The 23,583-nt window shown below is 72.7% G+C and carries 23 protein-coding genes and 1 tRNA gene; 11 read left to right on the top strand and 13 right to left on the bottom strand.

Annotated elements, in window-relative coordinates:
- Positions 1-248: 248 nt before the first annotated feature.
- The 4 genes from ACFYXV_RS31145 (at position 249) to ACFYXV_RS31130 (ending at position 6,470) form a co-directional block, all read left to right on the top strand.
- Positions 249-1,757 (top strand): xanthine dehydrogenase small subunit, encoded by a 1,509-nt coding sequence (locus tag ACFYXV_RS31145; protein ID WP_389384679.1) that lies wholly within the window; start codon positions 249-251, stop codon positions 1,755-1,757.
- Positions 1,754-4,156: a xanthine dehydrogenase molybdopterin binding subunit gene (xdhB, locus tag ACFYXV_RS31140; RefSeq protein WP_389384678.1), complete on the top strand. Its 2,403-nt coding sequence runs from the start codon at positions 1,754-1,756 to the stop codon at positions 4,154-4,156. The genes ACFYXV_RS31145 and xdhB overlap by 4 nt, the downstream gene beginning before the upstream one ends.
- 1 nt (position 4,157) lies before the next feature.
- Complete coding sequence (gene xdhC / locus ACFYXV_RS31135) at positions 4,158-4,967, top strand: xanthine dehydrogenase accessory protein XdhC (RefSeq protein ID WP_389384732.1); 810 nt, start codon at positions 4,158-4,160, stop codon at positions 4,965-4,967.
- Between the two features lie 87 nt (positions 4,968-5,054).
- Positions 5,055-6,470: an amidase gene (locus ACFYXV_RS31130; RefSeq protein WP_385462542.1), complete on the top strand. Its 1,416-nt coding sequence runs from the start codon at positions 5,055-5,057 to the stop codon at positions 6,468-6,470.
- 332 nt (positions 6,471-6,802) lie between these two features.
- Here ACFYXV_RS31130 and ACFYXV_RS31125 read toward each other — a convergent pair whose 3' ends face one another.
- The 3 genes from ACFYXV_RS31125 to ACFYXV_RS31115 are packed head-to-tail and all read right to left on the bottom strand — an operon-like array spanning position 6,803 to position 9,941.
- Complete coding sequence (locus tag ACFYXV_RS31125; RefSeq protein ID WP_385462545.1) at positions 6,803-7,213, bottom strand: STAS domain-containing protein; 411 nt, start codon at positions 7,211-7,213, stop codon at positions 6,803-6,805.
- Complete coding sequence (locus ACFYXV_RS31120) at positions 7,210-8,298, bottom strand: B12-binding domain-containing protein (protein ID WP_389384677.1); 1,089 nt, start codon at positions 8,296-8,298, stop codon at positions 7,210-7,212. Before ACFYXV_RS31120 ends, ACFYXV_RS31125 begins: the two co-directional genes overlap by 4 nt.
- Positions 8,295-9,941 (bottom strand): PP2C family protein-serine/threonine phosphatase, encoded by a 1,647-nt coding sequence (locus ACFYXV_RS31115; protein WP_385462551.1) that lies wholly within the window; start codon positions 9,939-9,941, stop codon positions 8,295-8,297. Before ACFYXV_RS31115 ends, ACFYXV_RS31120 begins: the two co-directional genes overlap by 4 nt.
- 247 nt (positions 9,942-10,188) lie before the next feature.
- On the opposite strand from ACFYXV_RS31115, the gene ACFYXV_RS31110 reads away from it, so the two are divergent.
- Entirely contained in the window at positions 10,189-10,536 is a 348-nt protein-coding gene (locus tag ACFYXV_RS31110) for an STAS domain-containing protein (RefSeq protein ID WP_389384676.1), read from the top strand.
- Complete coding sequence (locus tag ACFYXV_RS31105; protein ID WP_389384675.1) at positions 10,533-10,958, top strand: ATP-binding protein; 426 nt, start codon at positions 10,533-10,535, stop codon at positions 10,956-10,958. Before ACFYXV_RS31110 ends, ACFYXV_RS31105 begins: the two co-directional genes overlap by 4 nt.
- A 50-nt stretch (positions 10,959-11,008) precedes the next feature.
- Here ACFYXV_RS31105 and ACFYXV_RS31100 read toward each other — a convergent pair whose 3' ends face one another.
- The 7 genes from ACFYXV_RS31100 to ACFYXV_RS31070 form a co-directional block, all read right to left on the bottom strand.
- Entirely contained in the window at positions 11,009-11,767 is a 759-nt protein-coding gene (locus ACFYXV_RS31100; protein WP_389384674.1) for a restriction endonuclease, read from the bottom strand.
- A 106-nt stretch (positions 11,768-11,873) separates the two neighbouring features.
- A complete protein-coding gene (locus ACFYXV_RS31095; RefSeq protein ID WP_389384673.1) occupies positions 11,874-12,254 on the bottom strand; it encodes an STAS domain-containing protein in 381 nt (126 codons plus the stop codon).
- A 58-nt stretch (positions 12,255-12,312) separates the two neighbouring features.
- Positions 12,313-12,765 carry a response regulator gene (locus ACFYXV_RS31090; RefSeq protein WP_383350929.1) on the bottom strand — a complete coding sequence of 151 codons (453 nt, stop codon included), beginning with the start codon at positions 12,763-12,765 and terminating at the stop codon, positions 12,313-12,315.
- Positions 12,766-12,770: 5 nt separating this feature from the next.
- Positions 12,771-14,405, bottom strand: a complete 1,635-nt coding sequence (locus tag ACFYXV_RS31085; protein WP_389384672.1) for an ATP-binding protein — start codon at positions 14,403-14,405, stop codon at positions 12,771-12,773.
- Positions 14,402-15,697 carry a PP2C family protein-serine/threonine phosphatase gene (locus ACFYXV_RS31080; RefSeq protein WP_385462568.1) on the bottom strand — a complete coding sequence of 432 codons (1,296 nt, stop codon included), beginning with the start codon at positions 15,695-15,697 and terminating at the stop codon, positions 14,402-14,404. The genes ACFYXV_RS31085 and ACFYXV_RS31080 overlap by 4 nt, the downstream gene beginning before the upstream one ends.
- A 186-nt stretch (positions 15,698-15,883) precedes the next feature.
- Positions 15,884-16,405, bottom strand: coding sequence for a MarR family transcriptional regulator (locus tag ACFYXV_RS31075; protein WP_389384671.1), 522 nt, complete (start codon positions 16,403-16,405; stop codon positions 15,884-15,886).
- 35 nt (positions 16,406-16,440) lie between these two features.
- A complete protein-coding gene (locus tag ACFYXV_RS31070; RefSeq protein ID WP_389384670.1) occupies positions 16,441-17,604 on the bottom strand; it encodes a PP2C family protein-serine/threonine phosphatase in 1,164 nt (387 codons plus the stop codon).
- Positions 17,605-17,719: 115 nt separating this feature from the next.
- On the opposite strand from ACFYXV_RS31070, the gene ACFYXV_RS31065 reads away from it, so the two are divergent.
- Positions 17,720-18,217 (top strand): MarR family winged helix-turn-helix transcriptional regulator, encoded by a 498-nt coding sequence (locus ACFYXV_RS31065; RefSeq protein ID WP_385462577.1) that lies wholly within the window; start codon positions 17,720-17,722, stop codon positions 18,215-18,217.
- Between the two features lie 37 nt (positions 18,218-18,254).
- Here ACFYXV_RS31065 and ACFYXV_RS31060 read toward each other — a convergent pair whose 3' ends face one another.
- Together ACFYXV_RS31060 and ACFYXV_RS31055 are read right to left on the bottom strand one after the other, a co-directional pair.
- The gene (locus ACFYXV_RS31060; RefSeq protein ID WP_389384669.1) at positions 18,255-18,830 is read right to left on the bottom strand and encodes a Dps family protein; all 576 of its coding nucleotides are present in this window, start codon (positions 18,828-18,830) and stop codon (positions 18,255-18,257) included.
- A gap of 63 nt (positions 18,831-18,893) precedes the next feature.
- Positions 18,894-19,418, bottom strand: coding sequence for a DUF3291 domain-containing protein (locus ACFYXV_RS31055; RefSeq protein WP_389384668.1), 525 nt, complete (start codon positions 19,416-19,418; stop codon positions 18,894-18,896).
- A gap of 342 nt (positions 19,419-19,760) precedes the next feature.
- On the opposite strand from ACFYXV_RS31055, the gene ACFYXV_RS31050 reads away from it, so the two are divergent.
- Positions 19,761-19,835: transfer RNA gene (locus tag ACFYXV_RS31050), tRNA-Trp, on the top strand.
- Between the two features lie 78 nt (positions 19,836-19,913).
- On the opposite strand, the gene ACFYXV_RS31045 is transcribed toward ACFYXV_RS31050, so the two are convergent.
- Positions 19,914-21,785: a transporter substrate-binding domain-containing protein gene (locus ACFYXV_RS31045; RefSeq protein WP_389384667.1), complete on the bottom strand. Its 1,872-nt coding sequence runs from the start codon at positions 21,783-21,785 to the stop codon at positions 19,914-19,916.
- Positions 21,786-21,935: 150 nt separating this feature from the next.
- Between ACFYXV_RS31045 and ACFYXV_RS31040 the strand changes: the two genes are divergently transcribed.
- The 3 genes from ACFYXV_RS31040 (at position 21,936) to ACFYXV_RS31030 (ending at position 23,580) form a co-directional block, all read left to right on the top strand.
- Complete coding sequence (locus ACFYXV_RS31040) at positions 21,936-22,106, top strand: hypothetical protein (protein WP_383350903.1); 171 nt, start codon at positions 21,936-21,938, stop codon at positions 22,104-22,106.
- Positions 22,107-22,142: 36 nt separating this feature from the next.
- Positions 22,143-22,490 carry a VOC family protein gene (locus tag ACFYXV_RS31035; RefSeq protein ID WP_385462589.1) on the top strand — a complete coding sequence of 116 codons (348 nt, stop codon included), beginning with the start codon at positions 22,143-22,145 and terminating at the stop codon, positions 22,488-22,490.
- 91 nt (positions 22,491-22,581) lie between these two features.
- Positions 22,582-23,580 carry a MerR family transcriptional regulator gene (locus ACFYXV_RS31030; protein ID WP_385462592.1) on the top strand — a complete coding sequence of 333 codons (999 nt, stop codon included), beginning with the start codon at positions 22,582-22,584 and terminating at the stop codon, positions 23,578-23,580.
- Positions 23,581-23,583: the final 3 nt, after the last annotated feature.

Raw genomic sequence — 23,583 nt, 5'->3', positions numbered from 1 at the left:
CCGAACTGCTTCGCCCCGCCCACCAGGTCGCCTGGGCTCCGGGTCGTGTCGCACACGGCTGCTAGCAGCCCTTTCCCGGTGTGCCCGATCGCGGCCCCGGCACCTCGCAGTTTCTGTCACCGCCTCGGCACCCGTTCGCGTGCCGACGCGCGCACTCCGCGTTCCGGAGCTGCGCCACCAAAACAGAAGGCTCCTGACATGGCGACTAGGAAAACCAGTTCCCCCGCACACCGGAACGGGGACGAACGATGGTAGCGGCGCGGATCACGGTCAACGGGAAAGAGGCGCCGATCTCACCCGTGGAGCCCCACACCACGGTGCTGGACTTCCTGCGCGAGCGCGGCCTCACCGGCACCAAGGAAGGGTGCGCCGAGGGCGAATGCGGCGCCTGTTCGATCCTGGTGGCCCGCCCCGGGACGGACAAGCCCACCGACTGGGTGGCGGTCAACGCCTGCCTCGTCCCGGTCGCGGCGCTCGACGGTCAGGAGGTCATCACCTCCGAGGGTCTCGCCACGGCCGGCGAGCCCGGAACCCCGTCCACGCTGCACCCGGTGCAGGAGGAGATGGCCGTCCGCGGAGGGTCCCAATGCGGCTACTGCACACCGGGGTTCGTCTGCAGCATGGCCGCCGAGTACTACCGGCCCGACCGCTGCGCCAACCCTGACCCGGGGCCGGAACCGGCCTCGGGCCCGCACTCGGGCGACGGCGGTGATGACCCCGAGCACGGGCCGAACGGCTTCGACCTGCACGCGCTGAGCGGGAACCTGTGCCGCTGCACGGGATACCGCCCGATCCGCGATGCCGCGTTCGCCGTCGGTTCGCCCGCCCAGGACGACCCCCTGGCGCAGCGCCGTGAGCGACCCGCGCCGCAGCCGGTCGCCACCGAATACACCCGGGACGACAGCGCGTTCCTGCGTCCGGCAACCCTGGCCGATGCGCTGCGCCTCCTGCACGAGCGGGCCGACGCGGTGGTCGTCGCCGGAAGCACCGACTGGGGCGTGGAGGTGAACATCCGTTCCCGCCGGGCGAATTGCGTGGTGGCGGTCGACCGTCTGCCCGAACTGCGGGAGCTGCACGTCGAATCCGACCACGTCCGGATCGGGGCGGCACTGACGCTCACCGAGATCGAACGCCGCCTCGGCGGCAGCGTCCCGCTGCTCGCCGGCCTCTTCCCGCAGTTCGCGTCGCGGCTCATCCGCAACAGTGCCACCCTCGGCGGCAACCTCGGTACCGGCTCCCCCATCGGTGACAGCGCGCCGGCGCTGCTCGCTCTCGAGGCGTCGGTGGTGCTCGCCGCCGCCGACGGAGAGCGTGAGGTCCCCCTCTGCGACTACTTCACCGGATACCGCCAGAGCGTACGCCGGCCCGGCGAGCTGATCCGCGCCGTACGCGTCCCCCTGCCGCTGTCGCCGGTCGCGGCCTTCCACAAGATCGCCAAGCGGCGCTTCGACGACATCTCCAGCGTGGCCGTCGCCTTCGCGCTCGACATCGAGGACGGGACCGTCCGCAAGGCGCGCATCGGCCTGGGCGGGGTGTCCGCCACCCCGATCCGCGCCCTCGCCACCGAGCGGGCCCTGGAGGGCGAACCGTGGTCGGCGCCGACCGCCCTGGCCGCGGCCCGGGTGCTGCAGGCCGAGGGCACACCGATGGACGACCACCGCGCCAGCGCCGACTACCGCTGCGCGATGCTCCGCCAGAGCCTGTTGAAGCTGTACGCACAGACCACCGAGCAGACCACCGAGGCCGTGTCGTCATGAGCCAGTTGTCCCAGCGTCCCGAAAAGCCCGTCGTCGGTGTTCCGATGCCGCACGAGAGCGCCGCCCAGCACGTCACCGGCTCGGCGCTCTACACCGACGACCTGGTCCACCGCACCAAGGACGTCCTGCACGCGTATCCGGTCCAGGTCATGAAGGCCCACGGCAGGATCGTCGCGCTGCGCACCGAGCCCGCCATGGCCGTGCCCGGTGTGGTGCGCGTGCTCACCGGCGCCGACGTGCCCGGTGTCAACGATGCCGGAATGAAGCACGACGAACCGCTGTTTCCCGACGAGGTCATGTTCCACGGCCACGCGGTCGCCTGGGTGCTCGGCGAGACCCTGGAGGCGGCCCGGCTCGGCGCCGCGGCCGTCGAGGTGGAGCTCGACGAACGGCCCTCCCTGATCACACTGCGGGAGGCGATCGCGGCCGACAGTTTTCACGGTGCCCGGCCCGTGATGCTGGCCGGTGACGTCGACGCCGGGTTCGCCGAGTCCGCGCACGTGTTCACCGGCGAGTTCCAGTTCTCCGATCAGGAGCACTTCTACCTCGAAACGCATGCGTCGCTGGCCCTCGTCGACGAGGCGGAGCAGGTCTTCGTGCAGAGCAGCACCCAGCACCCTTCGGAAACACAGGAAATCGTCGCGCACGTGCTCGGCCTGCGCAGCCACGAAGTGACGGTCCAGTGCCTGCGGATGGGGGGCGGCTTCGGCGGCAAGGAGATGCAGCCGCACGGATTCGCGGCCGTCGCCGCGCTCGGTGCGAAGCTGACCGGCAGGCCGGTCCGGGTGCGGTTGAACCGGACCCAGGATCTGACCATGTCCGGCAAGCGGCACGGGTTCCACGCCACGTGGAAGATCGGCTTCGACTCCGAGGGCCGCATCCAGGCCCTGGACGCCACCTTGACCGCGGACGGCGGCTGGAGCCTGGACCTGTCCGAGCCGGTGGTCGCCCGCGCGCTGTGCCACATCGACAACACCTACTGGATTCCCCACGCGCGCGTCGCCGGTCGCATCGCCAAGACCCACAAGGTCTCCAACACCGCGTTCCGCGGGTTCGGCGGACCGCAGGGCATGCTGGTGATCGAGGACATCATGGGCCGGTGCGCGCCGCTGCTCGGCCTCGATCCGATGGAGCTGCGGGAGCGCAACTTCTACCGGCGGGGCCAGTTCACACCGTACGGCCAGCAGGTCGGCCAGCCCGAACGGATCGCCGCCGTCTGGCAGCAGGTCAAGGACAGCGGCCGTCTCGCCGATCGCCGGCGCGAGATCGAGGCCTTCAACGCGGCACACCCGAACACCAAGCGGGCCCTTGCGATCACCGGCGTCAAGTTCGGCATCTCGTTCAACCTCACCGCCTTCAACCAGGGCGGCGCGCTGGTGCTGATCTACAAGGACGGCTCGGTCCTGATCAACCACGGCGGCACCGAGATGGGCCAGGGCCTGCACACGAAGATGCTGCAGGTGGCCGCGACCACGCTGGGCATCCCGCCGCACAAGGTGCGTCTGGCCCCGACCCGCACGGACAAGGTGCCCAACACCTCCGCCACCGCCGCCAGTGCCGGGGCGGACCTCAACGGTGCGGCGGTGAAGAACGCCTGCGAGCAGTTGCGCGAGCGGCTGCTGCAAGTGGCCGGCACCCGGCTGGGCGCGAACGCCTCGGACGTGCGCATCGTCGAGGGTGTCGCCCGCGTCCTCGGCAGCGAGGCGGAGCTGGCCTGGGACGACCTGGTGCGCACCGCCTACCTCCAGCGGGTTCAGCTGTCCGCGGCCGGCTTCTACCGGACCGAGGGCCTGCACTGGGACGCGAAGGCGTTCCGGGGCTCGCCGTTCAAGTACTTCTCCCACGGCGCCGCCGCGGCCGAGGTGGAGGTGGACGGCTTCACCGGCGCGTACCGCATCCGGCGGGTGGACGTCGTGCACGATGTCGGCGACAGCCTCTCCCCGATGATCGACATCGGTCAGGTCGAGGGCGGCTTCGTGCAGGGCGCGGGCTGGCTCACGCTGGAGGACATGCGGTGGGACAGCGGTGACGGGCCGGGCCGCGGCCGGCTGCTGACCCAGGCCGCGAGCACCTACAAGCTGCCGAGCTTCTCGGAGATGCCCGAGGAGTTCAACGTCACGCTGCTGGAGAACGCCACCGAAGAGGGCGCCGTCTACGGGTCCAAGGCGGTGGGCGAGCCTCCGCTGATGCTGGCGTTCTCGGTGCGGGAGGCGTTGCGGCAGGCCGCCGCGGCCTTCGGGCCCGCCGGAGTCAGCGTGGAACTCGCCTCGCCCGCGACGCCGGAGGCGGTGTACTGGGCGATCGAGGCGGCCCGCGCCGGCGGCGTGCGGGGCGAAGGCGGCGGCGTCGGCAACAGCGGCGAGGTTCCCGTCGACACGAGTGCTGTGAGCCATGCCTGACATGAGCTGGGTGGCCGCGGTCGCGCGGTTGCGGGCCCGCCGGGAGCCCGGCGCGCTCGTGACCGTCGCGACCGTGCGCGGCCACGCGCCCCGCAGGGCCGGTGCCAAACTCGTCGTGGGGCGGACCGGGACCTGGGGTTCGATCGGCGGCGGCAACATCGAGGCCGTCGCCATCGACCGGGCCCGTGAGGCGATCGCGGAGCCCGATCCGCAGCCGGAGCTGATGGAGTTCGCCCTCAACGACAAGGTCACCGGCCCGCACGGCGTTCAGTGCTGCGGCGGAACCGTCAGCGTGCTGCTGGAGCCGCTCCCGGTGGTCCCGGCGGTGGCGATTTTCGGCGTCGGGCACGTCGGCTGGGAGCTGGCGCGCATCCTGGCCCGCCACGACCTCGATCTGCACCTGATCGACACCCGCCCCGAGCAGCTCGCGGACGAACGGCTCGGTGTGCTCGCCGATGCGGTGGCGCAGATCCACGTGCACCACACACCGCTGCTGCCGGAGGACGTGCTCGCGAAGCTGGCACCCGGGACGCACGTCCTGATCATGACCCACGACCACGCCGAGGACGCCGCACTGTGCGACGCCGCGTTGCGCACCGCCGGGCTCGGCTCGATCGGACTGATCGGCTCGGCCGCCAAAGCGGCCCGGTTCCGGCGCCGCCTGACCACCGAGGGCGGCCACGAGCCCGCCGCCATCGACCGGATCAAGACCCCGATCGGGATGACCGAGATCACCGGCAAGGAGCCCGCCGCCATCGCCGTGAGCGTCGCGGCGGACCTGCTCCTGACCTTCGAACGCGACAAACGCTGAAGGGTGCCGTCGCCAAACCCTCGCGTGTTACCCGACGGTAGGCAATGATGGCGGCGACCATCCACGAAGCCGGGGGCTGAGACAGCGGTGACGAGTTTCGACGAACAGACCATCGTGCACGCCTTCTCGGACGACGCCCTGGGGGAGCACGACGCCGTCGGTCTCGCCGCGGCGATCCGGCGGGGCGAGGTTTCCGCCGCGGAAGCCGCCCGGGCCGCCGTGGAGCGGGTACGGGCGGTGGAGGCACGGCTGGGCGCGGTCCAGGCACACGTCGACGGCCCGGCGCCCGCTGCGGCGACGGGCGGCGCCTTCGCCGGGGTGCCGACCTTCGTCAAGGACAACACCGACTACCTCGGCCTGCCCACCGGGCACGGCAGCGCGGCCTTCCGTCCGGGCGCGGCGCGGCGGCACGCGCCGTTCACCCGACAGTTCCTGAGCAGCGGCGTCACGGTGCTGGGCAAGACCCGGCTGCCCGAGTTCGGATTCAGCCCGACCACCGAGTACGAGGGCGCCGAACCGGTGCGCAACCCGTGGCACACCGGATACTCGGCGGGCGGTTCCTCGGGCGGCAGCGCGGCCCTCGTCGCGGCCGGGGCCGTACCGATCGCGCACGCCAACGACGGCGGTGGATCGATCCGCATACCGGCCGCCTGCTGCGGACTCGTCGGCCTCAAACCGACCCGGGGCCGGGTCGTCGCGAACGCCCAGAGCCGTCAGCTGCCCCTCGACCTGGTCTGCGACGGAATCGTGAGCCGTTCCGTGCGGGACGCCGCCGCGTTCCTCTCCGCCGCCGAGAAGTACCGGCCGAGCCCCGGGCTGGCGCCCTTGGGCCTGGTCGAAGGCCCCTCGGGGCAGCGGCTGCGCATCGGGTTCCTGCTGGACTCGCCGAACGGGGTCCGCTCCGACCCCGCGACGCGCGCCGCGCTCACACGGACCGTGACCACGCTGGAGCGGCTCGGCCACAGTGTGGAGCCCGTGGAGTTGGCCATCGATCCGAGTTTCACCGACGACTTCCTCGCGTACTGGGGGATGCTGTCCTTCCTCATCGGCCTCACGGGCCGGACCCTCGGCGCGGACTTCGACCGGCGCCGCATGGACGGCCTCAGCCGGGGACTGCGCGAGGAGTACCTGCGGAACTGGCGGCGCACCCCCGGAGTACTGCGGAGGCTGAAGCGCACGAGGGAGGCGTACGCGGCCTCGTTCCGCGGGCTCGACCTCATGCTGTCGCCCGTACTCGCCCACACCACGCCGCCGATCGGTCATCTCAGCCCGGCCGTTCCCTATCCGACCCTGATCGAACGGATCCTCGCGTACGTGGCGTTCACCCCGGTCGACAACGTGGTCGGCACGCCCTCGATCTCGGTGCCGTCCGCGAGCGCCGCGGAGGGCGGGCTGCCCATCGGCGTCATGTTCTCCGGCCGCCCCGGCGGTGAGGGGAAACTGCTGGAGGTCGCGTTCCAGCTGGAGGCCGACCGCCCGTTCCGGCGTATCCAGGACCTCTGACCCCACCGCGGACCGCGCCGGAGTACGGCGTACGGGTCCGAGCCGCCGGCCGGGTGCGGGGGCCCCGACCAGCCGGGGGGGGGAGGCTGGCCGGGGCCGGGCCCTGACCCAGCCGGGGGGGGTGACTGGGCAGGGCGTATGAGGGGCGAGACGCGCGGGCGACGGAGCTTCCCCGCCGTCGACACGTCCGCCGGACCCCTGTCACGGTACTCCTCGCAGGTGCCATTGCCCCGCCGCCGCACGCCCTGATGTGGCCAGGTCTTTCGGATCAGTGGCCGCCGGGGGTGCGGCAGCCCTCGCGGGGCACGGGCACGGGGCGCCCGCCATCGGCGTCAGGCGGTGGGGTGAGGCGCGGTGGAGGGGGTCGGGGCGGGCTCCTGCGCGGGTCCCTCCTCGGGGGTGCGGGCGCCGGAGCCGGACGTGAAGTGCGCCAGCGTGCCGGTCTGCGCCAGCAGCTTCTCCAGCTGCGGTGGCCGCCCGTCGAGGTGCAGTGCCGAGCCGGCCGCGTCGGTGCGGCGGCGCACCATCAGCAGGGCCGACAAGCCGCCCGGGTCGACGCGGATCATGCCCGTACAGTCCAGCCTCACCTCGCGCGGCGCCCCGAGGTCCGCCAGTGCTCGGCCGACCTCGTGGACCAGGAGGTCGGCGTGCCGGTGGACGAGGTCGCCCCGCAGTTCGATGCGGAGGATGCCGTCGGCATGGCGGCACGACAGACGGAGCGGGGTGGAGGGCGCGCCGCTCATCGGGCGGCCCCGGCGGCGGTCAGGGGGGCGAGGGTGAGGCGGTCGGCGCCGGCCCGGAGCACGGCGACGGCCCGGGGGAAGTCCACGAGCCGGCGGCCCAGCAGCGTCAGGGCGGGCAGCAGGGAGGCGGACGGGACGCCGCGGGCGGCCAGGACGTCGGCGGTCCAGAGCAGGAAGCCGCTGAACAGCTCCTCGTCGTCGGTGTAGAGGGCGGCGGTGAGGAACTCCACGATGTGGGACAGGTCTTCGGCGGTGCGTTCGCGCTGCGCGTCGGTGTAGTCGCGCACGGCGGGGTAGGCGTCCTCCAGTTCGGCCAGGACCTCGCGGACGAGGCGGGGCCGGTTCCGGGCGACCAGGGTGTACTCCTGGTCCTTGAGGTGGGGGAGGTCGTCGATGGCCTGGTGGGCGGGCCCGGGCCGGGGCAGTGGTCCGCGGGCGAGGTCGTCCGCGGCGGTGCGGGCGTCCGGGGCCCACGCGTCCGCGCCCAGCAGGCGGGCATAGCGGCCACCGGCGCCGAAGGCGGCTCCACCGACCATCACCGGGGTGCCGACGGCCTGGCACGCGGTGATGGTGGCGTGGGCGGCGGGAAGGCGGGTGGGGAGGGAGCTGGAGAGGGCCACCGCGTCGGGGCCGGTGCGGTGCAGGTGCGCGATGAGGTGCGGTGCGGGTACCTGGGCGCCGAGGTAGTCCACGTGCCAGCCGCGGATCCGCAGGACCTCGGCGAGCAGACGGGCGGGCAGGGCGTGCCATTCGCCGTCCACGCAGGCCACCGTGATCCGTCCGCGGCGGGGCTGCGTCCGCGCCGCGGGGTGCAGTGCCAGCGCCGCCACGGCCCGGTCGTTGATGGCGGTCGCGGCGTGTTCCTGGGCGACGCTGATGCGGTTGGCGGCCCATTCCTCGCCCACCCGCCCCTGTACGGCGCCGATCACCTCGATCAGGACGGCCTCCGGGTCGAGGCCGTCGTCGAGCGCCCGCAGGACGGCCCGCACCGCGGCGGGTTCGTCGAGGGCCATGACGGCCTCCCATACGCGCTCGGCCAGAGCGCCCGTACGGGTGAGGCCGGTCACTCCGTGCTGAAGACTCATGCGGTGAACCTGCCCCGTGTGTGGCCGTCCACCGCACTGAGGTGGTTGGTGCGCGGTGCGGAGATCACCACGATGGCCATGTCGTCGTGCCGGCCGCGGCCCACCCACCGGGCGGTGAGCATCTGCACGTGGTCGACGACGGTCTGGGCGGGCATGGCCGCGCATTCCGCCAGAGCCCGGCCCAACCGCTCCTCCCCGAACATCTCCCCGCCCAGCGGGCCGCCCCGGGCCTCGCTGATCCCGTCCGTGTACAGGACGCAGGCGTCGCCCGGCGCCAGCGTCACCGACGCCGTCTCGGCGGAGAAATCGGGGAGCGCTCCGACCAGGGTGCCGTGCGTGGCGGCCGCCTCGATCCGGCCGTCGGAGCGCAGGACCAGCGGAGCGGGGTGACCGGCGCTGGTCAGCCGCAGCCGTACGGAGTTTCCGTCACGCGCCGCGGAGGCCAGCACCATCGTCGCGAACCGGGTGCTCTCGGAGTTCAGCAGGGCGGAATTGAGCAGGCTGAGCATCCGGTGGTGGTCGTCCGCCATGGGCAGCAGGGCGTGCAGCGTGTTGCGGATCTTGCCGGTCATGACCGCGGCTTCCAGGCCCTTGCCGCATACGTCGCCGAGCACCACGAGCGACGCGTCGCCCTCGCCGGTGGCGGGGTGGACGTCGTAGAAGTCACCGCCCACCCGTTCGTGCTCCTTCGACGGGCGGTAGCCGCCCGCGTACTCCACCCCGGCCACCTGGTGCAGGGCGGGCGGCAACAGCTCGCGCATCAGGGTGTCGGTGATCGACGCCTGCTCCGCGTACAGGCGTGCCGCCGACATCGCCGCGCCGGCGCGGGCGGCGAAGAGCCGCGCGAAGACCTCCTCCCCCTCCGTGAAGGCGGCGGCGCCGGTGCCGCGCAGGAGGACGAGGGCGCCGGCCGGCACACCGTGGCCGGGCAGCGGGGTCACGACGACGGACCCCACGGCGTCCAGGCCCTCCGGGACCAGCCAGGCCGGAGCGCAGGCGGAATCGATCCAGCGGGACGGAACGGGCGGGAAACCCTGGAGCGCCTCCGCCAGGCCCGGCACCTCCTGGGGATCGACGGGCAGGAGCGACGCGGACGGCGTACCGCCGCGGACGCAGCTCACCACCGGCAGTTCCGAGCCGCGCGCGGGGGCGATCACCAAGGCCGCGTCCGTGAGGTGCTCCGCCGCCAGTTGCGCCGTGGCGGCCATGCAGCGGTCCGGGTTCAGGGAGGACAGCAGCAGGTTGGAGGAGCGGACCAGGAACGCCGTGCGCTCCTGTTCCGTCCGCAGGGCCTCCCGGGCCAGCCGGTGGTCGGTGTCGTCCACCAGCCACCACACCACGGTGCCGTCCTCACGGACGGTGGGGTGCGCCTCGAACGACCCCTCGCCCACCAGGCCGTGCGCGGGCCGGCGCGCCCCGGTCGCCGGCCGTCCCGCGGGAACGGCGTCGGCCACCTGTCCTGCGTGCGCAGTCGCCAGCCAGGCGGGCACCACGTCGGCGAGGGCGGCACCCGGGCGGGCCCGCGGGAACACCAGCCGGGCCGCCTCGTTGGCGAACACCAGGTGCGCACGGGAATCTGCCGCGAGCACGGGGTGCGGGGCCTCGTTCCACGGGAGGTCCGTCGCCGGCGAACCGGATGTCATCTGCGGGGAAGGAACCACACATCGAAGGCCCGCTGCGCGAACCCCTCACCTCTTCGTCAAGACGGAAACATCGTTGCCCTACGGCAACCATCCTCCATGGACCGCACCGGCCGCAACCGGGCCTTGGTCCAACGGCATGACGAGCCGTCACCCGGGAGGTTGCGCGGTCCCGCCCGAAAGGGCCCGCCGCTCCCCCGCTCCCCCACCCCCTTGCCCCCTTCGGCTCCGGCTGTAGGAGGATGTCCGGGTGACCGGAAACGAAGCGGTCGTCACGACGACCACCGACCGAGGCGTGGCAGTGGTCAGCCTGTGCGGCGACATCGACGAGGAACACGCACCCGCGCTGGCCCGCGCGCTCGCCGGCACGGCGGTGAACGGTCTGGTGCGTACGGTGGTCGACCTGTCCCGCACGCGCTTCGCGGACTCCTCGGTCCTGCACGCCCTGTTCGACGCCCAACGGGCCCACCGGGCCGCCGGAGAGGTCCTCGTCCTCGCCGGCCCGCTGCAGGCGGCGGTGCGCCGGCTGTTCGAAGTCACCGGAGCCGCTTCCGCCTTCCGGATGGCGGACAGCGTGGAGGCGGCGCTGAAATCATGAACACCTCACGGGATTCCGACGACGTAGCGGTCCCCCGGCAGCGGGGGGAGGGCGAACTCCTGCCCACTGGGCCGCCCGGCTCCGCGGCCGATGCCCGCGCCCGGGTGTGCGAGGTCCTGCTGCTCGCCGGGGTGAGCCTCGACAGCGTCACCGCGGCGGACGCCCTGCTGGTCACCTCGGAACTCGTCAGCAACGCGATCCGCCACGGCGGCGGCGTCACCGCCTTCCGGGCCGGCGTCGCGGACGGCCTGCTGTACCTTTCCATCGGCGACGCCAGCCCCCTCCTTCCGGCCCCGCGTACGGGTACGGTCGAGCGCCCCGGGGGCTACGGGTGGCCGCTCGTCCAGCGCCTCGCGGAGCGAGTGGACTGCCGTACGCACCCCGAGGGCAAGACGATCAGTACCGTCCTGCGCCTGGCCTGACCCCCCGGGCGGCCCTCACCGCCGGGGGTGCGGAGCCGGTGCGGTGCGGGTCACGGCGACGGCGCCCGGGCCGGGTCCTCGCAGGGCTTCGATGCGGGTCCCGGGCGGCAGGTCTCCCACGGAGGGGGCTCCTCCTGTTCCGTCCACGCGGCCAGGGCATCGCCGTCGACGCAGACGATCCCGCAGGTCGCGGCGTACTCGGCCGCGGGAGCCGTGAACGTACTGGTCGTGACGAGGACCGCGATGTCGGCCTCGTGGACCGCGAAGCAGGTGCCGCCGAAGCGCTGGAGGTCCTGCGACCCGACCCGGTTGTCCGCCGCGTAGTGCTTGCACTGGAGCACCACCCGCAGCCCCGCCGCCGTCGTCGCGAGGACGTCGGCCCCGAGGTCGCCCGCCCCGCCGACCACTTCCACCGAGGTGCACCCGTCCCGGGCGCACAGGGCGGCCACCGTGTGCTCGAAGCCGTCCGCGTCCGCCGCGGCGTGGTCCAGGGCCCCGCCCCCGACTTCGGGGAGGGCTGCCGGCGGCGCCTGGTACGCGGCGGTCGGCGCCGCCGCGGGCCCGGGGGCGCGGACGCGGCGCCGGTGGGGTGCGATGCTCCACTTCGCCAGTGCGACGCCGAGCAGCGATATGCCCAGCGCGGCGATCGGAGCCGCCGGCAGCCCGGATTCCGCCGTCCGCGCGGCCTTCAGGAACGCCGCCAGGCCGCCGATGCCGATGGCCAGCAGCCCGATCGCGAGGACCGCGTCGCGCCCCGTGGACCTCATGCCCCGTACGGAGCCCGGCAGTTCTTCTTCCGGTGTGGCCATACCACGCCCCCTCCCTTGGCGCGCCGGGGTCCCCGGCCCTGGTCGGACCGGGGACCCCGGCGGATGCCGAACGTTGTTCGACCTCGTATCGCCGGGATTCGGGGGCTCAAACCGAGGGGTTCGGTCCCCGCGGTGGCACGGCCATCGTCGTCGCCCGGGCCACGTCGGGCGCGGTGGCGAACGCGACGTCGGCGCCCGTGATCTCCAGGAGCCGGGCCAGGCGGGCCGGTACGGTACCGGCCAGGACCACCGGCCGCTCCAGAGCGGGTTGCAGCATGACGCTGAGCGCGGTCGAGTCGACGAACGTCACCCCGGCGACGTCCAGGACGAACCGGGCGACGCCGGGCGCCAACGGGTCCATCGCGACCCTCAGCGCGGCCACGTTGTCCATGTCGAACTCACCCGCCATCACCACGATGCGCACGTCCCCTTCGGAACGCGTTTCCACGTGGCTGCGTGCTTCGGCGTCGTACGTTTCCCTGCTCATGGCCGGCTTCTCCGCCTCTCTCGCCCGGTTTCGATGGTGCTCCGTCCGCGTCCGGCCCTCACCGTGCGCGGGGCAGTTTGACGACGGTGATGAAGAAGTCGTCGATCTGCTGGATCGCCCGCATGAACTGGTCGAGGTCGACCGGCTTCGTCACGTAGGCGTTCGCGTGGAGCTTGTAGCTGCGCAGGATGTCCTCCTCGGCGGCGGAGGTGGTGAGCACGACCACGGGAATGTGGCTCAGCTCCGGGTCCGTCTTGATCTGTTCGAGGACCTGACGGCCGTCGTACTTGGGCAGGTTGAGGTCGAGCAGGATCAGGTCGGGTCGGGGCGCGTCCTTGTGCTCACCGCGGCGGTAGAGGAAGTCCAGGGCCTCCAGACCGTCGCGGACCACGTGCAGCACGTTTCCGATCTTGTTGTCCTCGAACGCCTCACGGGTCATCAGCTCGTCGCCCTCGTCGTCCTCGACCAGCAGGACTTCGGCGGGGGCGGCCGGGGGCCGGTGGGCGGGGATGCTCGTCAAAGGATTCCTTCGGTAGGCGCTTCGGCGGGTACGGGGACCGGTGGGGCGGCGAGGGGGAGGGTGAAGACGATCCGGGTGCCCGGCTCGTACGCGGTGTCGATCCCGATGCGGCCGCCGGCGTGTTCGACGATCTTCTTGCAGAGCGCGAGACCGATGCCGGTTCCCCCGTAGGTCTCCCGGGCGTGCAGCCGCTGGAAGATGACGAACACCTTCTCGGCGAACTCCGCCGGTACGCCGATGCCGTTGTCCGTGACGGCGAAGGAGGCGAAACCCGGTTCCGTACCGGGGTCCTCGACCACCTCGACCTCCACCCGCGCAGGACGGTCGGGCGAGCGGAACTTGACCGCGTTGCCCACCAGGTTCTGGAAGAGCATGGTCAGCAGCATGGGATCGCCCACCACGTCCGGGAGCCGCTCGGGCCGGGTGACCTCGGCTCCGCTCTCCTCGACGGCGGTGGCCAGGTTGCGCAGCGCCCGGTCCAGCGGGCCGTCCAGCGGAACCGTTTCGCGCGCGTCCTGGACGCGGCCCACGCGGGAGAAGTCCAGCAGGTCGTTGATCAGCACCTGCATCCGCTTGGCGCCGTCCACGGCGAAGGCGATGTACCGGGTGCCGCGGTCGTCGAGCTGGTCCCCGTAGCGCTTCTCCAGCAGCTGGCAGAACGAGGCCACCTTGCGCAGCGGTTCCTGGAGGTCGTGGGAGGCCACGTACGCGAACTGCTCCAGCTCTGCGTTGGAGCGGCGCAGCTCCACCGCCTGCGCGTCGAGTTCCGCGGCCGTCCGGTCGAGTCGCTCGGCGTTGCGCCGGGACACGGTCAGCTCCGCGACGGTCCGGTGCCGCATGGCCTCCACCGCGCGGGCCAGCTCCTTCAGGTCGGAGGGACCGCGCAGCGGGATCTCCTCGTCGAAGGCCCCGTCCGCGACGCGCCGCGAGGCCGTCCGCACCAGCGCGAGCGGCCGCAGCACGCCCACGTGGAGGAGGACCGCGAGAGCGGCGCCGGCCAGCAGGAAGGCGGCGACGATCGCGAGGAGGATGTGGTCTCGCTGCTTTCGGGCGTCACCGAACGTGCTGCGGGCGTCGGCCTGGATGCGGTCCAGGCGTGCCTGCTGGGCGGCGATCCGCCGGCGGACCTCGTCGAAGCGGTCCTTGCCGATCTGGAGCGAGGGCGGGGGGCCGCCGCTGTCCACGGAGGCGATGGCGGGGGTCGCGAACTGTTCGCGCCAGACGCGGGCCGCTTCCTCCACGGCCGCGAGGTCGTCGCGTACGCCGGCGTCGTCGTCCAGGAGCGTCGACAGGTGCCCGGCGGCCGCGCGCTCGTTCACCAGGCCCCGTTCGTACGGCTCCAGGAGCGCGGGTTCGTCGGCCAGCAGGTAGCCGCGGATCCCGGTCTCCTGGTCGAGCAGGGAGCTCTCCAGCCGCAGCGCGTCCCGCTGGGCGGGGAGGATGCCGTCGACGAGCCGGTTTCCGGCCGTGGTGGTGTGCGAGAGGAGGGCTGCTCCGATGGCGCCCGTACCGACGACCATGAGGGCCAGGACGACCAGCACCGTGGTCAGCCAGGACTGCAGGCTCGGCCCGCGGCGCTCCGGGGCCCGCCCTTCGGGCGGCCCTGCCGTCGGCTGTGCGGGAGAGGTCACGTGGGTGGGTTCCATTCGAGGTGCAGTACGGCGACGTCGTCGGCCAGGCCGCCCCAGTCCGCGGCGAGGCCCTGCGCCGCCTGGATGAGGGTGTCGACGAACGGTTCGGCGGGCAGGTCGGTGTGGAGCCGCGCGATCCGGAGGAGGCCGGATTCGTCGAGGCGGTCGGAGCCGGGCCCGATGCGCCCTTCGATCAGGCCGTCGGTGAAGAGCATCACGGCGCCGCCCGCCTCCACCGGGACCTCGGTGACGGGCCAGCCGGCGCCCCAGCCGGGCATGATCCCCAGCGCCGGGCCGCCCGGGACGGTCCGCAGCTCCACGCCTGCGGGGGCGCGGACCAGGAAGCCGGGGTGGCCGGCGCGCTGTACGGAGACGGCGGCGGTGCCCGGCGTGCGGGTGAGGGAGACCAGGGTGGCGAAGATCTCCGGGCCGGAGCGCTCCGCCAGCAGGATCCGCTCCAGCAGGCCGAGCAGTTCGGCGCCGCGTGCGCCGGCCATGACGAAGGACCGCCAGGCCACGCGCAGGCACACGCCGAGCGCCGCCTCGCTCGGGCCGTGGCCCGAGACGTCGCCGACGACGGCGTGCGTCGCTCCGTCAGGGGTCTGGACGACATCGTAGAAGTCCCCGCCGAGGAGCGTCTGAGCGCGACCGGGGTGGTAGCGGGCGCAGACCGCGACGGCCTCGACAGGAGCGTCGAGCAGCAGGGGCGTGGGCAACAGGCCCCGTTCGAGACGCGCGTTCTCCTCGGCGCGGAGTCTGCCCGCTTCCAGGGCGACGGCCGCCAGTTCGGTCCGCTTGCGCTGGATCGCGTACCGGATGGCCCGTATGAAGACGTCGGGCTCCAAGCGGCCCTTGATCAGGTAGTCCTGGGCCCCCGCTGCGACGGCGGTCAGCCCCGCCCGCTCCTCGGACAGTCCGGTCAGGACGACCACGGCGACCTCGGCCGACACGGCGAGGACCTTCGTCAGGCCGTCCAGGCCCTGGGCGTCGGGCAGGTGCAGGTCGAGCAGGACGCACTCGGGCGCCTCGGCTCGCATCAGGCGCAGGGCCTCGGCCAGGGAGGAGGCCCGGCCGAGGCGGACGTCGATCCCGCTGTCCTCGACGAGCTCCTCGACGAGGAGGGCGTCGCCCTCGTCGTCCTCGATGAGGAGCACGTACGGAGGTACGCCGTCCCACAGCGCGAGGGAGTCGTCCGCTTCCGCGGAGGGGGCCTGCCGCGGCGGATTCACCGCCTGCCGCGGTGGCGTGCCGGCGGCGGGGTGCGGTGGCCCCAGCCCGAGAGTGCTCGCCATGGCGTCGCGTCTGTCCCTTCTCACCGCAGGAAGCGGACGTCACCGCCGGAAGCGGACGCCCGCCGGACGCCCGGTAGCGCCGAACAAGCGTAGAATGATCATTGCCGTGAGGCAATGTTTTACGAACTCAATGATTATGCCCTCCCCGACAAGGGCGTCGGGACCCGCCCCGGGAACCGCTCGCCGTCAGGCGCTGTCCTCGATCCGCTCGGACCCCTGGGCCCGGCCGGGCAGCGGGTCCGAGGGCCGGCCCGCCGGGAACAGCGCGGCGGCCGCCTCCCGGAAGGCCGCCATACCCGTCACCAGGGCGTCCACCGCCTCCGGCGTCATCCGGGCGAGCACCGCCGACAAGGCGCGCGCCCGGATGGCCCGCTGCTCGTCCACCACGATCCGGCCGCGGGGCGTCAGGCGCAGCTCCACCTCGCGCCGGCTGCTCGGGTGCGGCGAGCGGGTCAGCAGTCCCATGGCCTCCAGCCGGTCGCAGAGCCTGGTGACCGACGGCGGGCGGGAGCCGAGCACGGCGCCGAGGGCGCGCAGGTTGATCCCCTCGGCGCCCTCGACGGCGAGCAGCGCCCGCATCTGGGAAGGGGAGACGGCCGCGGACGCGCCGTCCTGGCCCCGGGCCTGCAGGAGTGCGAGGACTTCCGCCGCGGCGCCGAGGGCCGCGGCCGGGTCCTCGGGCGCACTGGCCGGGCCGGGTCGGGGCATGCCACCACTGTGCCACCGTCCCGTCCGGGCCGCTCCTACGGCTCGCCCTGCTCCGTACCGGCCCGGCCGTGCCAGTCGAGGCAGAGGGCCATGGCGTCGTCGGCCGCCTCGATACCGCCCCGGTGTTCGGCGAGCAGCTCCAGGAGCGCGCGGGGCACTTGTGAGGGCGGAAGCAGCCGGGTGTTCATGACGGCCCGGCTCAGCGCGTGCCGGCCGTAGGGCTCCCCGGCCGGGGACATGACGTCGTAGACACCGTCGCTGAGGAAGAACAGCCGGTCTCCCGGCAGTACGCGAAAGCGCTGGCAGGTGTAGACGGAGTCCTCGAACATGCCGAGCGGCAGCTGCGCTTCGAGCGCGACCTGCTCCACCGCTCCCCCGCGCAGGCGCCACAGGCGCGGCGATCCGGCGTCGATGACCTCGACCTCGCCGGTGTCCAAGGCGAAGCGGAGCAGCAGCATCGGCAGGTGCAGCCGTCCCTGGTACTGACCGTACAGGGCCTGGTCGGCCAGGGCCGCCTGGTCTTCGAGGCCGAGTCCGGCCCGCCGGGCGTTGCGCAGGGCGCTGACGGCGAGGCTCGTGAGGAGCGCCGCGTCGATGCCCTCGCCCATGCCGTTGTTGACGGTCAGGGTCAGGTGGTCCGCGGAAGCCGACCAGTCGAAACAGTCGCCGAAGATGGCGTAGGCGGGTTCCAGCTGGGCGCCGAGGTCGTACTCGGGCCGGGAGCAGGCGCGTCCGGGCAGCAGCTGCCACTGCATCTCGGCGGCCAGGGTCAGCCGCTTGGCCCGTCTGGCCTGCAGGAAGACGTCGGTGTCACGGTCGGCGACGAGGATCTCGTGGCCCAGCGCGGCCGCCACGTCCATCAGCGGGCCGAGGAGGGCGGGGTCGTAGGCTCCCGCCGCGTAGCCGACGCTCAGGACTCCCTGCCGGTCGCCGCGCACGCTCACCGGCAGGTGGACGACGACCCCGTCGCCCACGTCGGCGACGTGCGGCTGCTGCGAGCCGAAGGCCCGTCCCTGGGGGCTGTCGAGCGCGGAAACGGACTCGGCCGTGAAGGGCTGCGCCGTGACGGGCTGGAGCCGTGCCGAAGCGTAGTCCGCCATCAGCAGTTCGGCGCTCCGTGCCCCGTGATCGCGGGTCAGGACGTGACGGACCTTCTCGAACAGCTCGTGCGGGGCCGCGTCCCTGAGTTCGCGCCCCACTGCGTCGCCTCCAGCCACCGGACCGCTACCTGCCTCTCTCCGGCTGTCAAGATGGGGACCACGAAGCCGCCGGTTCGGTGGGAAGCCGGCTCGTATGCCCGGTAGGGAGTGTCACATGAGTCAGCGGCCGATCGGCTCTCCCAAGCCGGTCATGCCGGCGGTGGCGGAAATGAGCGAGCTGATCGAGCTGTTGGAGGTGGTCTGGGAGCGGGGCCGCGACACGGTCAGCGCCCCTCCCGTCTCGTCCGCCCAGGCCAGGGTGCTGTTCCTGGTCGACGGCAACGGTGAGATGAACCTGCGCGAGCTGGGCAGGCTGCTGGAGGCGGCCCCGCCCTCGGTCACCCGCTTGTGCGACCGCCTCCAGGCCGTCGGATTCCTCGACCGGCACCCCGGGTCCGACGACCGCCGCGAGGTGCTGCTGCGGCTGACACCCGCCGGGCGGGTGTACCTGGAGCGGTTGCGCGCGAGCCGGCAGGAGGCCCTGGCGACGGCGATGGCCGCGATGTCGCCGGCCTCCCGCACTGCTCTGGCAGCGGGCCTGGCCGGCTTCTGCTCGGCGGTCACGACCCCTCTCAGGCTGCCGCCGGCCCGGCAGCCTCCGCGGACGGCCTGACCCGAGCCGTTGCCCGGGGCGGGTCAGGCGTGCGCGTTCAGGCGGTACGCGGTTCGCCCGATGCCCGGCCGGCCGCCTCCCGCAGGGTGTGGGCCCCCGCGGTGCTCAGACGGCCGCCGCCGGACTCCAGGTGGGCCCGCACGAACCACTGGAACTGCTCCAGGCGTGCCAGCTGGCCGATGAGCATGTCCTGGGTGACCGGGTCCGGCTCGTCGGTGGCCTTCACCGCCCTCCGGTGGTCTTCGATCAGACCCGTGTAGACCAGGTCCAGGGCGCCCAGGTGGGCCACGGCGTCCGCCCGCCCCACGTCGTAGTCGTCCCAGGTCCGGCCGGCGACGATGGCGCCCGGGGTGCCGGCCGGCACCCCGCCGAGGGCCGCGATGCGCTCGGCGGTGGTGTCCGCCATCTCCCGGACCGCGTCCACCTGCGGATCGAGCATCTCGTGGACGGCGATGAAGTGGGGGCCGACGACGTTCCAGTGCACGTGCTTGAGGGTCAGGTGCAGATCGTTCAGCGCGTGCAGCCGCGCCTGCAGGAGGTCCGCGACCTGCCGCGCCTCCCCCGGGTCCATGCCGGGCACGGTGTACGGGGCGGCCTGCTGCTCTGCGTTCATGGTTCGTCTCCCCACGGCGAGTGGATCTTGTCTTGCCCCCTCGTCTGCCCCGTCGGCCGACGGTCATGTGCGGGTCGGAGTTCCCTCCGGGGTGAACGAGCGGCGGAAGGTGAAGGCGTGCGGCGCGGAGCCGTGCTCGTGGAGGTGTTCCAGTCTGGACACCCCCTCCTGCCAGGTGGGTGTCGCGCCGTCGGAGACCCACCAGAACACGTGGTTCGGATGTGCCGTCTTCTCGAACCAGTCGGAGCGCCTGTTCAGCGCCTCACGGTGCAGACCGGTGTAGACGGCGTCGAAGGCGGGGCGCAGGCCGGTCCAGAGTGAGAGGGTCGTGGCCAGGGCGGTGGTTTCCACCGTACGGCCCTTGCCGTACCAGGCCGGGACGGCGAACTCCCCCCATGCGCCCCAGTCCGCCCCGAAGAGCATGCCCCGGTCACCGTCCACCGCTTCGGCACGAGCGAGGTATCCGGGATGCCGGCTGATCTTCCGGTACACGGCCTCACCCCGGTCGTAGAACTCGCGGGTGAGGGGTCCGGGATCGGCGAGAGGTGACTTCAGGACGCCGAACGTGTACAGCGCGAGATGGGGCATGCGTCTCCCTGGTCGGGGGTGCCGGAAGTGGACCCGTTTCGTGGACCCGTTTCGTGGACCCGTTTCGGTGGCTCGGGCCCGGGGCGGGGATGCGCGGGGCGGGACCCACTCATCCCGGCGCGGGTGGCTCAGGCTGAAGGAACTCCGGTGCGACCGTGGGCGATCGCCGGAGACGAGGTGAAGGTAGCCGTCTGCGCGGGCCTTGTCGAAGTTGCGCTTTTCCCGTCCAAGTGGCCTCTTGCACCGGTCATCACGGGGCCGTGGCCGGTCATGCCCGGACCCGGTTTCACGGCGCCGGCCGGAAGGGGACTCCGACGACACCGCTTAGGATGCCGGGCGGGCGGAGCCGTAGCGCAGAGGTCGACGCGCGCGGTCTCCAAAACCGCGAGGACACCGGTTCGAATCCGGTCGGCTCCGTCCACGGCCGGCCGCGGGCCGGCCCGGGCCCGGCCCGCGCAGGGCTGCCGGAGGGAGCCTCGTCGCTCCGGCGGGCGATCAGGTCGGGCAGGAGGAACGCTCGTTCATGTCGCCCTCGGATGGGGTGAACGCGTTCCACGTCGTGGGAAACGCCTGGACCACGTTCCCCAGCCGGGACTGGAAGTCCTGCTTCCACTCGCCTCGTACGTACGCCTGCAGGGCACGGAACACGTTCCTGCACGACTCGTCCGGAGTCCCCTGGGGCAGCGCGATGGCGTAGAAGCCCGCCTGCTGCCCGTCCGTCGCGGCCGGCGGCACTTCGAAGTCGTCGAATTTCTGTGTGTAGCCGTAGAGGACGACTTGATCGTCGATGACCGCGTCCACCTCGTGGACCCGGAGGGCCTCGACGCAGTCGCGGGTGTCCGGCCGGGTCACGATCACGGCCTCGTTGTTCCTGAGCAGTGCTTCTTGGGAGCTGGAGTACGCGCGCGTGCAGACCCTTCGGCCGGCCAGGTCCTTGAAGTGCGAGATGGTCTTGTCCCCCTTCCCGACCAGGACTCCGTGATAGGTCCTCAGATACGGTCCGACGAGTTTGACCTCCTTTCTCAGTGCGCTGGTCACCTCGACGCGGGCGATTACCACATCGACCTGCCCCGTCCGGACGGCCGAGGCACGTTCGTTCATGTTCAGCGCCACCAGGCGTGCGCTCCCCTCGTCGAAGCCGAGCTCCCGGGCCAGGCGCGTGCCCATGTCCACTTCGAACCCGTGGAGCCCGTTGTCCTGCAGCTCGCTCAGACCGGGGGCGTCGACCGCCACGCCGATCGTCAGGTGGTTTCCATGGCCGGCCCGCAGGGGATCGCGCGTCGACGTACCGGGAGGCGGCGGATCCCAGGCCAGTGACACCCCGAGCGTCGTCACGAGGGCGAGGCTCACGGCGATGGTCCTGCGGCTGCGGCGCCCCGCCACCGAACGCCGTCCATCGCCCCGGCCGTCCCGGTTGTCTTCGCCGTCCGCGTTGTCTTCCGCCAAGACGCGGACAACCCCGGAAGACGGGTCGGCCCCCTTCTCCACCACTCCCCGCACGATCCGGGAGTCGTGCGCCGGACGGTCCGCGGCGGGGAGCCGCAGCGCGGCGCGGAGCGCGTCCATCCCCTGGTCGTTCTCGTCCAGCTCCTCGTCGATGGCATGCAGCGCGGGCGCGACGTCCCCCAACGGAGTCAGGTAATCGGCGCCGTCCGCCGGCGCGACGAGGGGAGCGATGTCCTCGACCTCTGCTCCGCTGCGCCGGCGGACGTCCAGCTTGGCGCGGGTGACCTGTGCCTCGGCCGCCAGCCTCAGCTCGTACGCCTCTTCACGCGCGCGCCGGGCGCGCTTCAGTTTGACGTCCGCCTGGCGCCGGTACTCCGCCGACATCTGCACCTGGCCCTGCAACTCGGCGCGTACCTCGTCGCGCGCCCGGTCCCGCTCGTGCTCAAGCAGCGTGCAGCGCTGCTCAAGTGCGGACACCAGGTCCTGGAGCCGGTCGCACCGCCGCTCGGAGGCGTTCAGCCGCCGTATCGCCTCGATCTGGCGCAGCCGCGCGTCATCGAGCCTCAGCAGAGCGTGCGCGACCGCGTCCGCGGGCCGCGGACGAGCGGTGGGCGCTCCGTCGCGCTCCGCGGTCCGGGGTGACGCCGCACTGCGCAGCGCCTCTTCCAGGAGCCGGCGCCCCTCGTCGAGCTGGCGTTGCCGCATGGCCGGCTCCCGGAGGTACCGGCTCACCACCTGGTCCAAGAGGTCCCGGGGGATGAGGCGACTGCCGTTGCGGAACTGCGTCCACAGCGACTTGCTGTACGGGAAGTCGGCCTCCAGCTGCCGGACGCCCACCCCGTTCGTGATCTTTCTCAGCCAGCGCGCGAGCTCGTTCGCCTCCTCCGTCCCGCCCTGCAGTTCCCCCAACGGTCGTGCCATGCGCCCCGCCCCCCGCCTTGTCTCGCAGACAACCGGGGCGTTGTCACCGACGTGCGGCCCGTCACCTGCGCAGCGCCCCCAGGCCCAGGCGGACAATCCCATCACGGGTCAGCCTGGGACTTCAGCCGATCACCGAACCTGGAGGCCCTCATGTCGAACTTCACCCGGCCGCCGCGCCGTTCATGGCCGTACGCCTTCACCGCCGTCCTCGTGGTCGCCGTGCAGCAAGGGTGGGCCGCCCCGGAGATCGTGCGACTCGCCGCGACCGTGCTCGTGTTCATCGCCGTGATCTACTCGGTGGGCGAAGGCGGTGACCATTGACGCGTGACCGTCCCACCCCTCCAACCGGAGTTGTCGATGACCGTTCGCCGTGTCGTGCCCAACATCCAGTCGCAGGCCGCGCAGGAAAGCCGGGAGTTCTACGGCCTCCTGGGCTTCGAGGAGGTCATGAACCACGGCTGGATCATGACGCTCGCCTCCCCGGCCAGTCCGGCGGCCCAGATCAGCTTCATGACCCGTGACGAGACCGCCCCGGTCGTCCCCGACATGAGCGTCGAGGTGGACGACGTGGACGCGGCCTACGCGGCCGTGCGGGACAGCGGTGCGGAGATCGTCCATCCCCTGCAGGACGAGGAATGGGGCGTGCGGCGGTTCTTCGTCCGCGACCCCAACGGCCGGGTCGTCAACGTGCTCGCCCACCGGTGACCTCCCGCGGGCCGGGCACATCGGGCCGCTGATCGGGACTCGCCTGCATCCGGCGGGACGGTGGCCCCCGAAGAGAGGGGTGGAGGCAGATGTGACTGATTCGTCCTACCGCGTCACGACCGGAGCCGTGGCCCGGCGCCTGGGGGTCTCGCCCACCACGCTGCGGTCCTGGGACCGCCGGTACGGCATCGGCCCCTCGGTCCGCGAGGGCGGCCGGCACCGGCGCTGGGCACCCGAGGACATCGCGATGCTGGAGGAGATGTGCCGGCTCACCACGTCCGGAGTGCCACCGGCCGAGGCTGCCGGCGCTGCCCTCTCCCGAGCCGGGCGCCCGCCGGGAGCGGGCACGGCCCCCGTGCCCGCCGAACCGCCGCCGCGGCCCCCCGCCGCCGTGCGGCGAGGCCGCTCCCCCGGTTCGGGCAACGGCCTGCCGCTCGATGAGGTCAGGCACGAGTTCAGAGGGCTGGCCCGCGCGGCGGTCCGGCTGGACGGCCCGACCATGGACAGGCTCCTCGCGGACCTGCTCGCCACCCACGGGCTGGTGACCGGCTGGGAAGAGGTCATGGCACCCACGCTCCACGCGGTCGGCCGCAAGTGGGAGTCCACGGACGAACGCTACGTCGAGGTGGAGCACCTGCTCTCATGGCACATCTCCACCGCCCTGAGACGCATCGCCTGCGCCCCGCCGACGGCCCCGGGGGCAGCGCCCGTGCTGCTCTCCTGCGTTCCGGGTGAGCAGCACACCCTTCCCCTGGAAGCACTCGCGGCGGGCCTCGCCGAGCGCGGACTGCCGATGCGCATGCTGGGCGCGGACGTGCCGGCCGAGGCACTGAACGCCGCCGTACGGCGCATGGGCCCGTCAGCCGTGGTGCTGTGGTCCCAGTCGCGCCACACCGCCAGCCCCGCGCTGGCCCGCATGGTCGCGAAGACCGGATTCGGGATCAAGGGAGCGCGGACCCGTCCGCTGGTGGTGCTGGCCGGCCCCGGCTGGGCGAACCGCCCGGCGGCTCCGGGCATGTTCTGCCCGGCCGGTCTGCGCGAGGCCCTGGACCTCATCGGCCGGCATTGCCGTCTTTCGTCCTCGCCCTAGCCA

The organism is Streptomyces sp. NPDC002181 (assembly GCF_042890485.1).
Lineage (GTDB): Bacteria > Actinomycetota > Actinomycetes > Streptomycetales > Streptomycetaceae > Streptomyces.
This window is presented reverse-complemented; position numbering and strand designations above follow the sequence as displayed.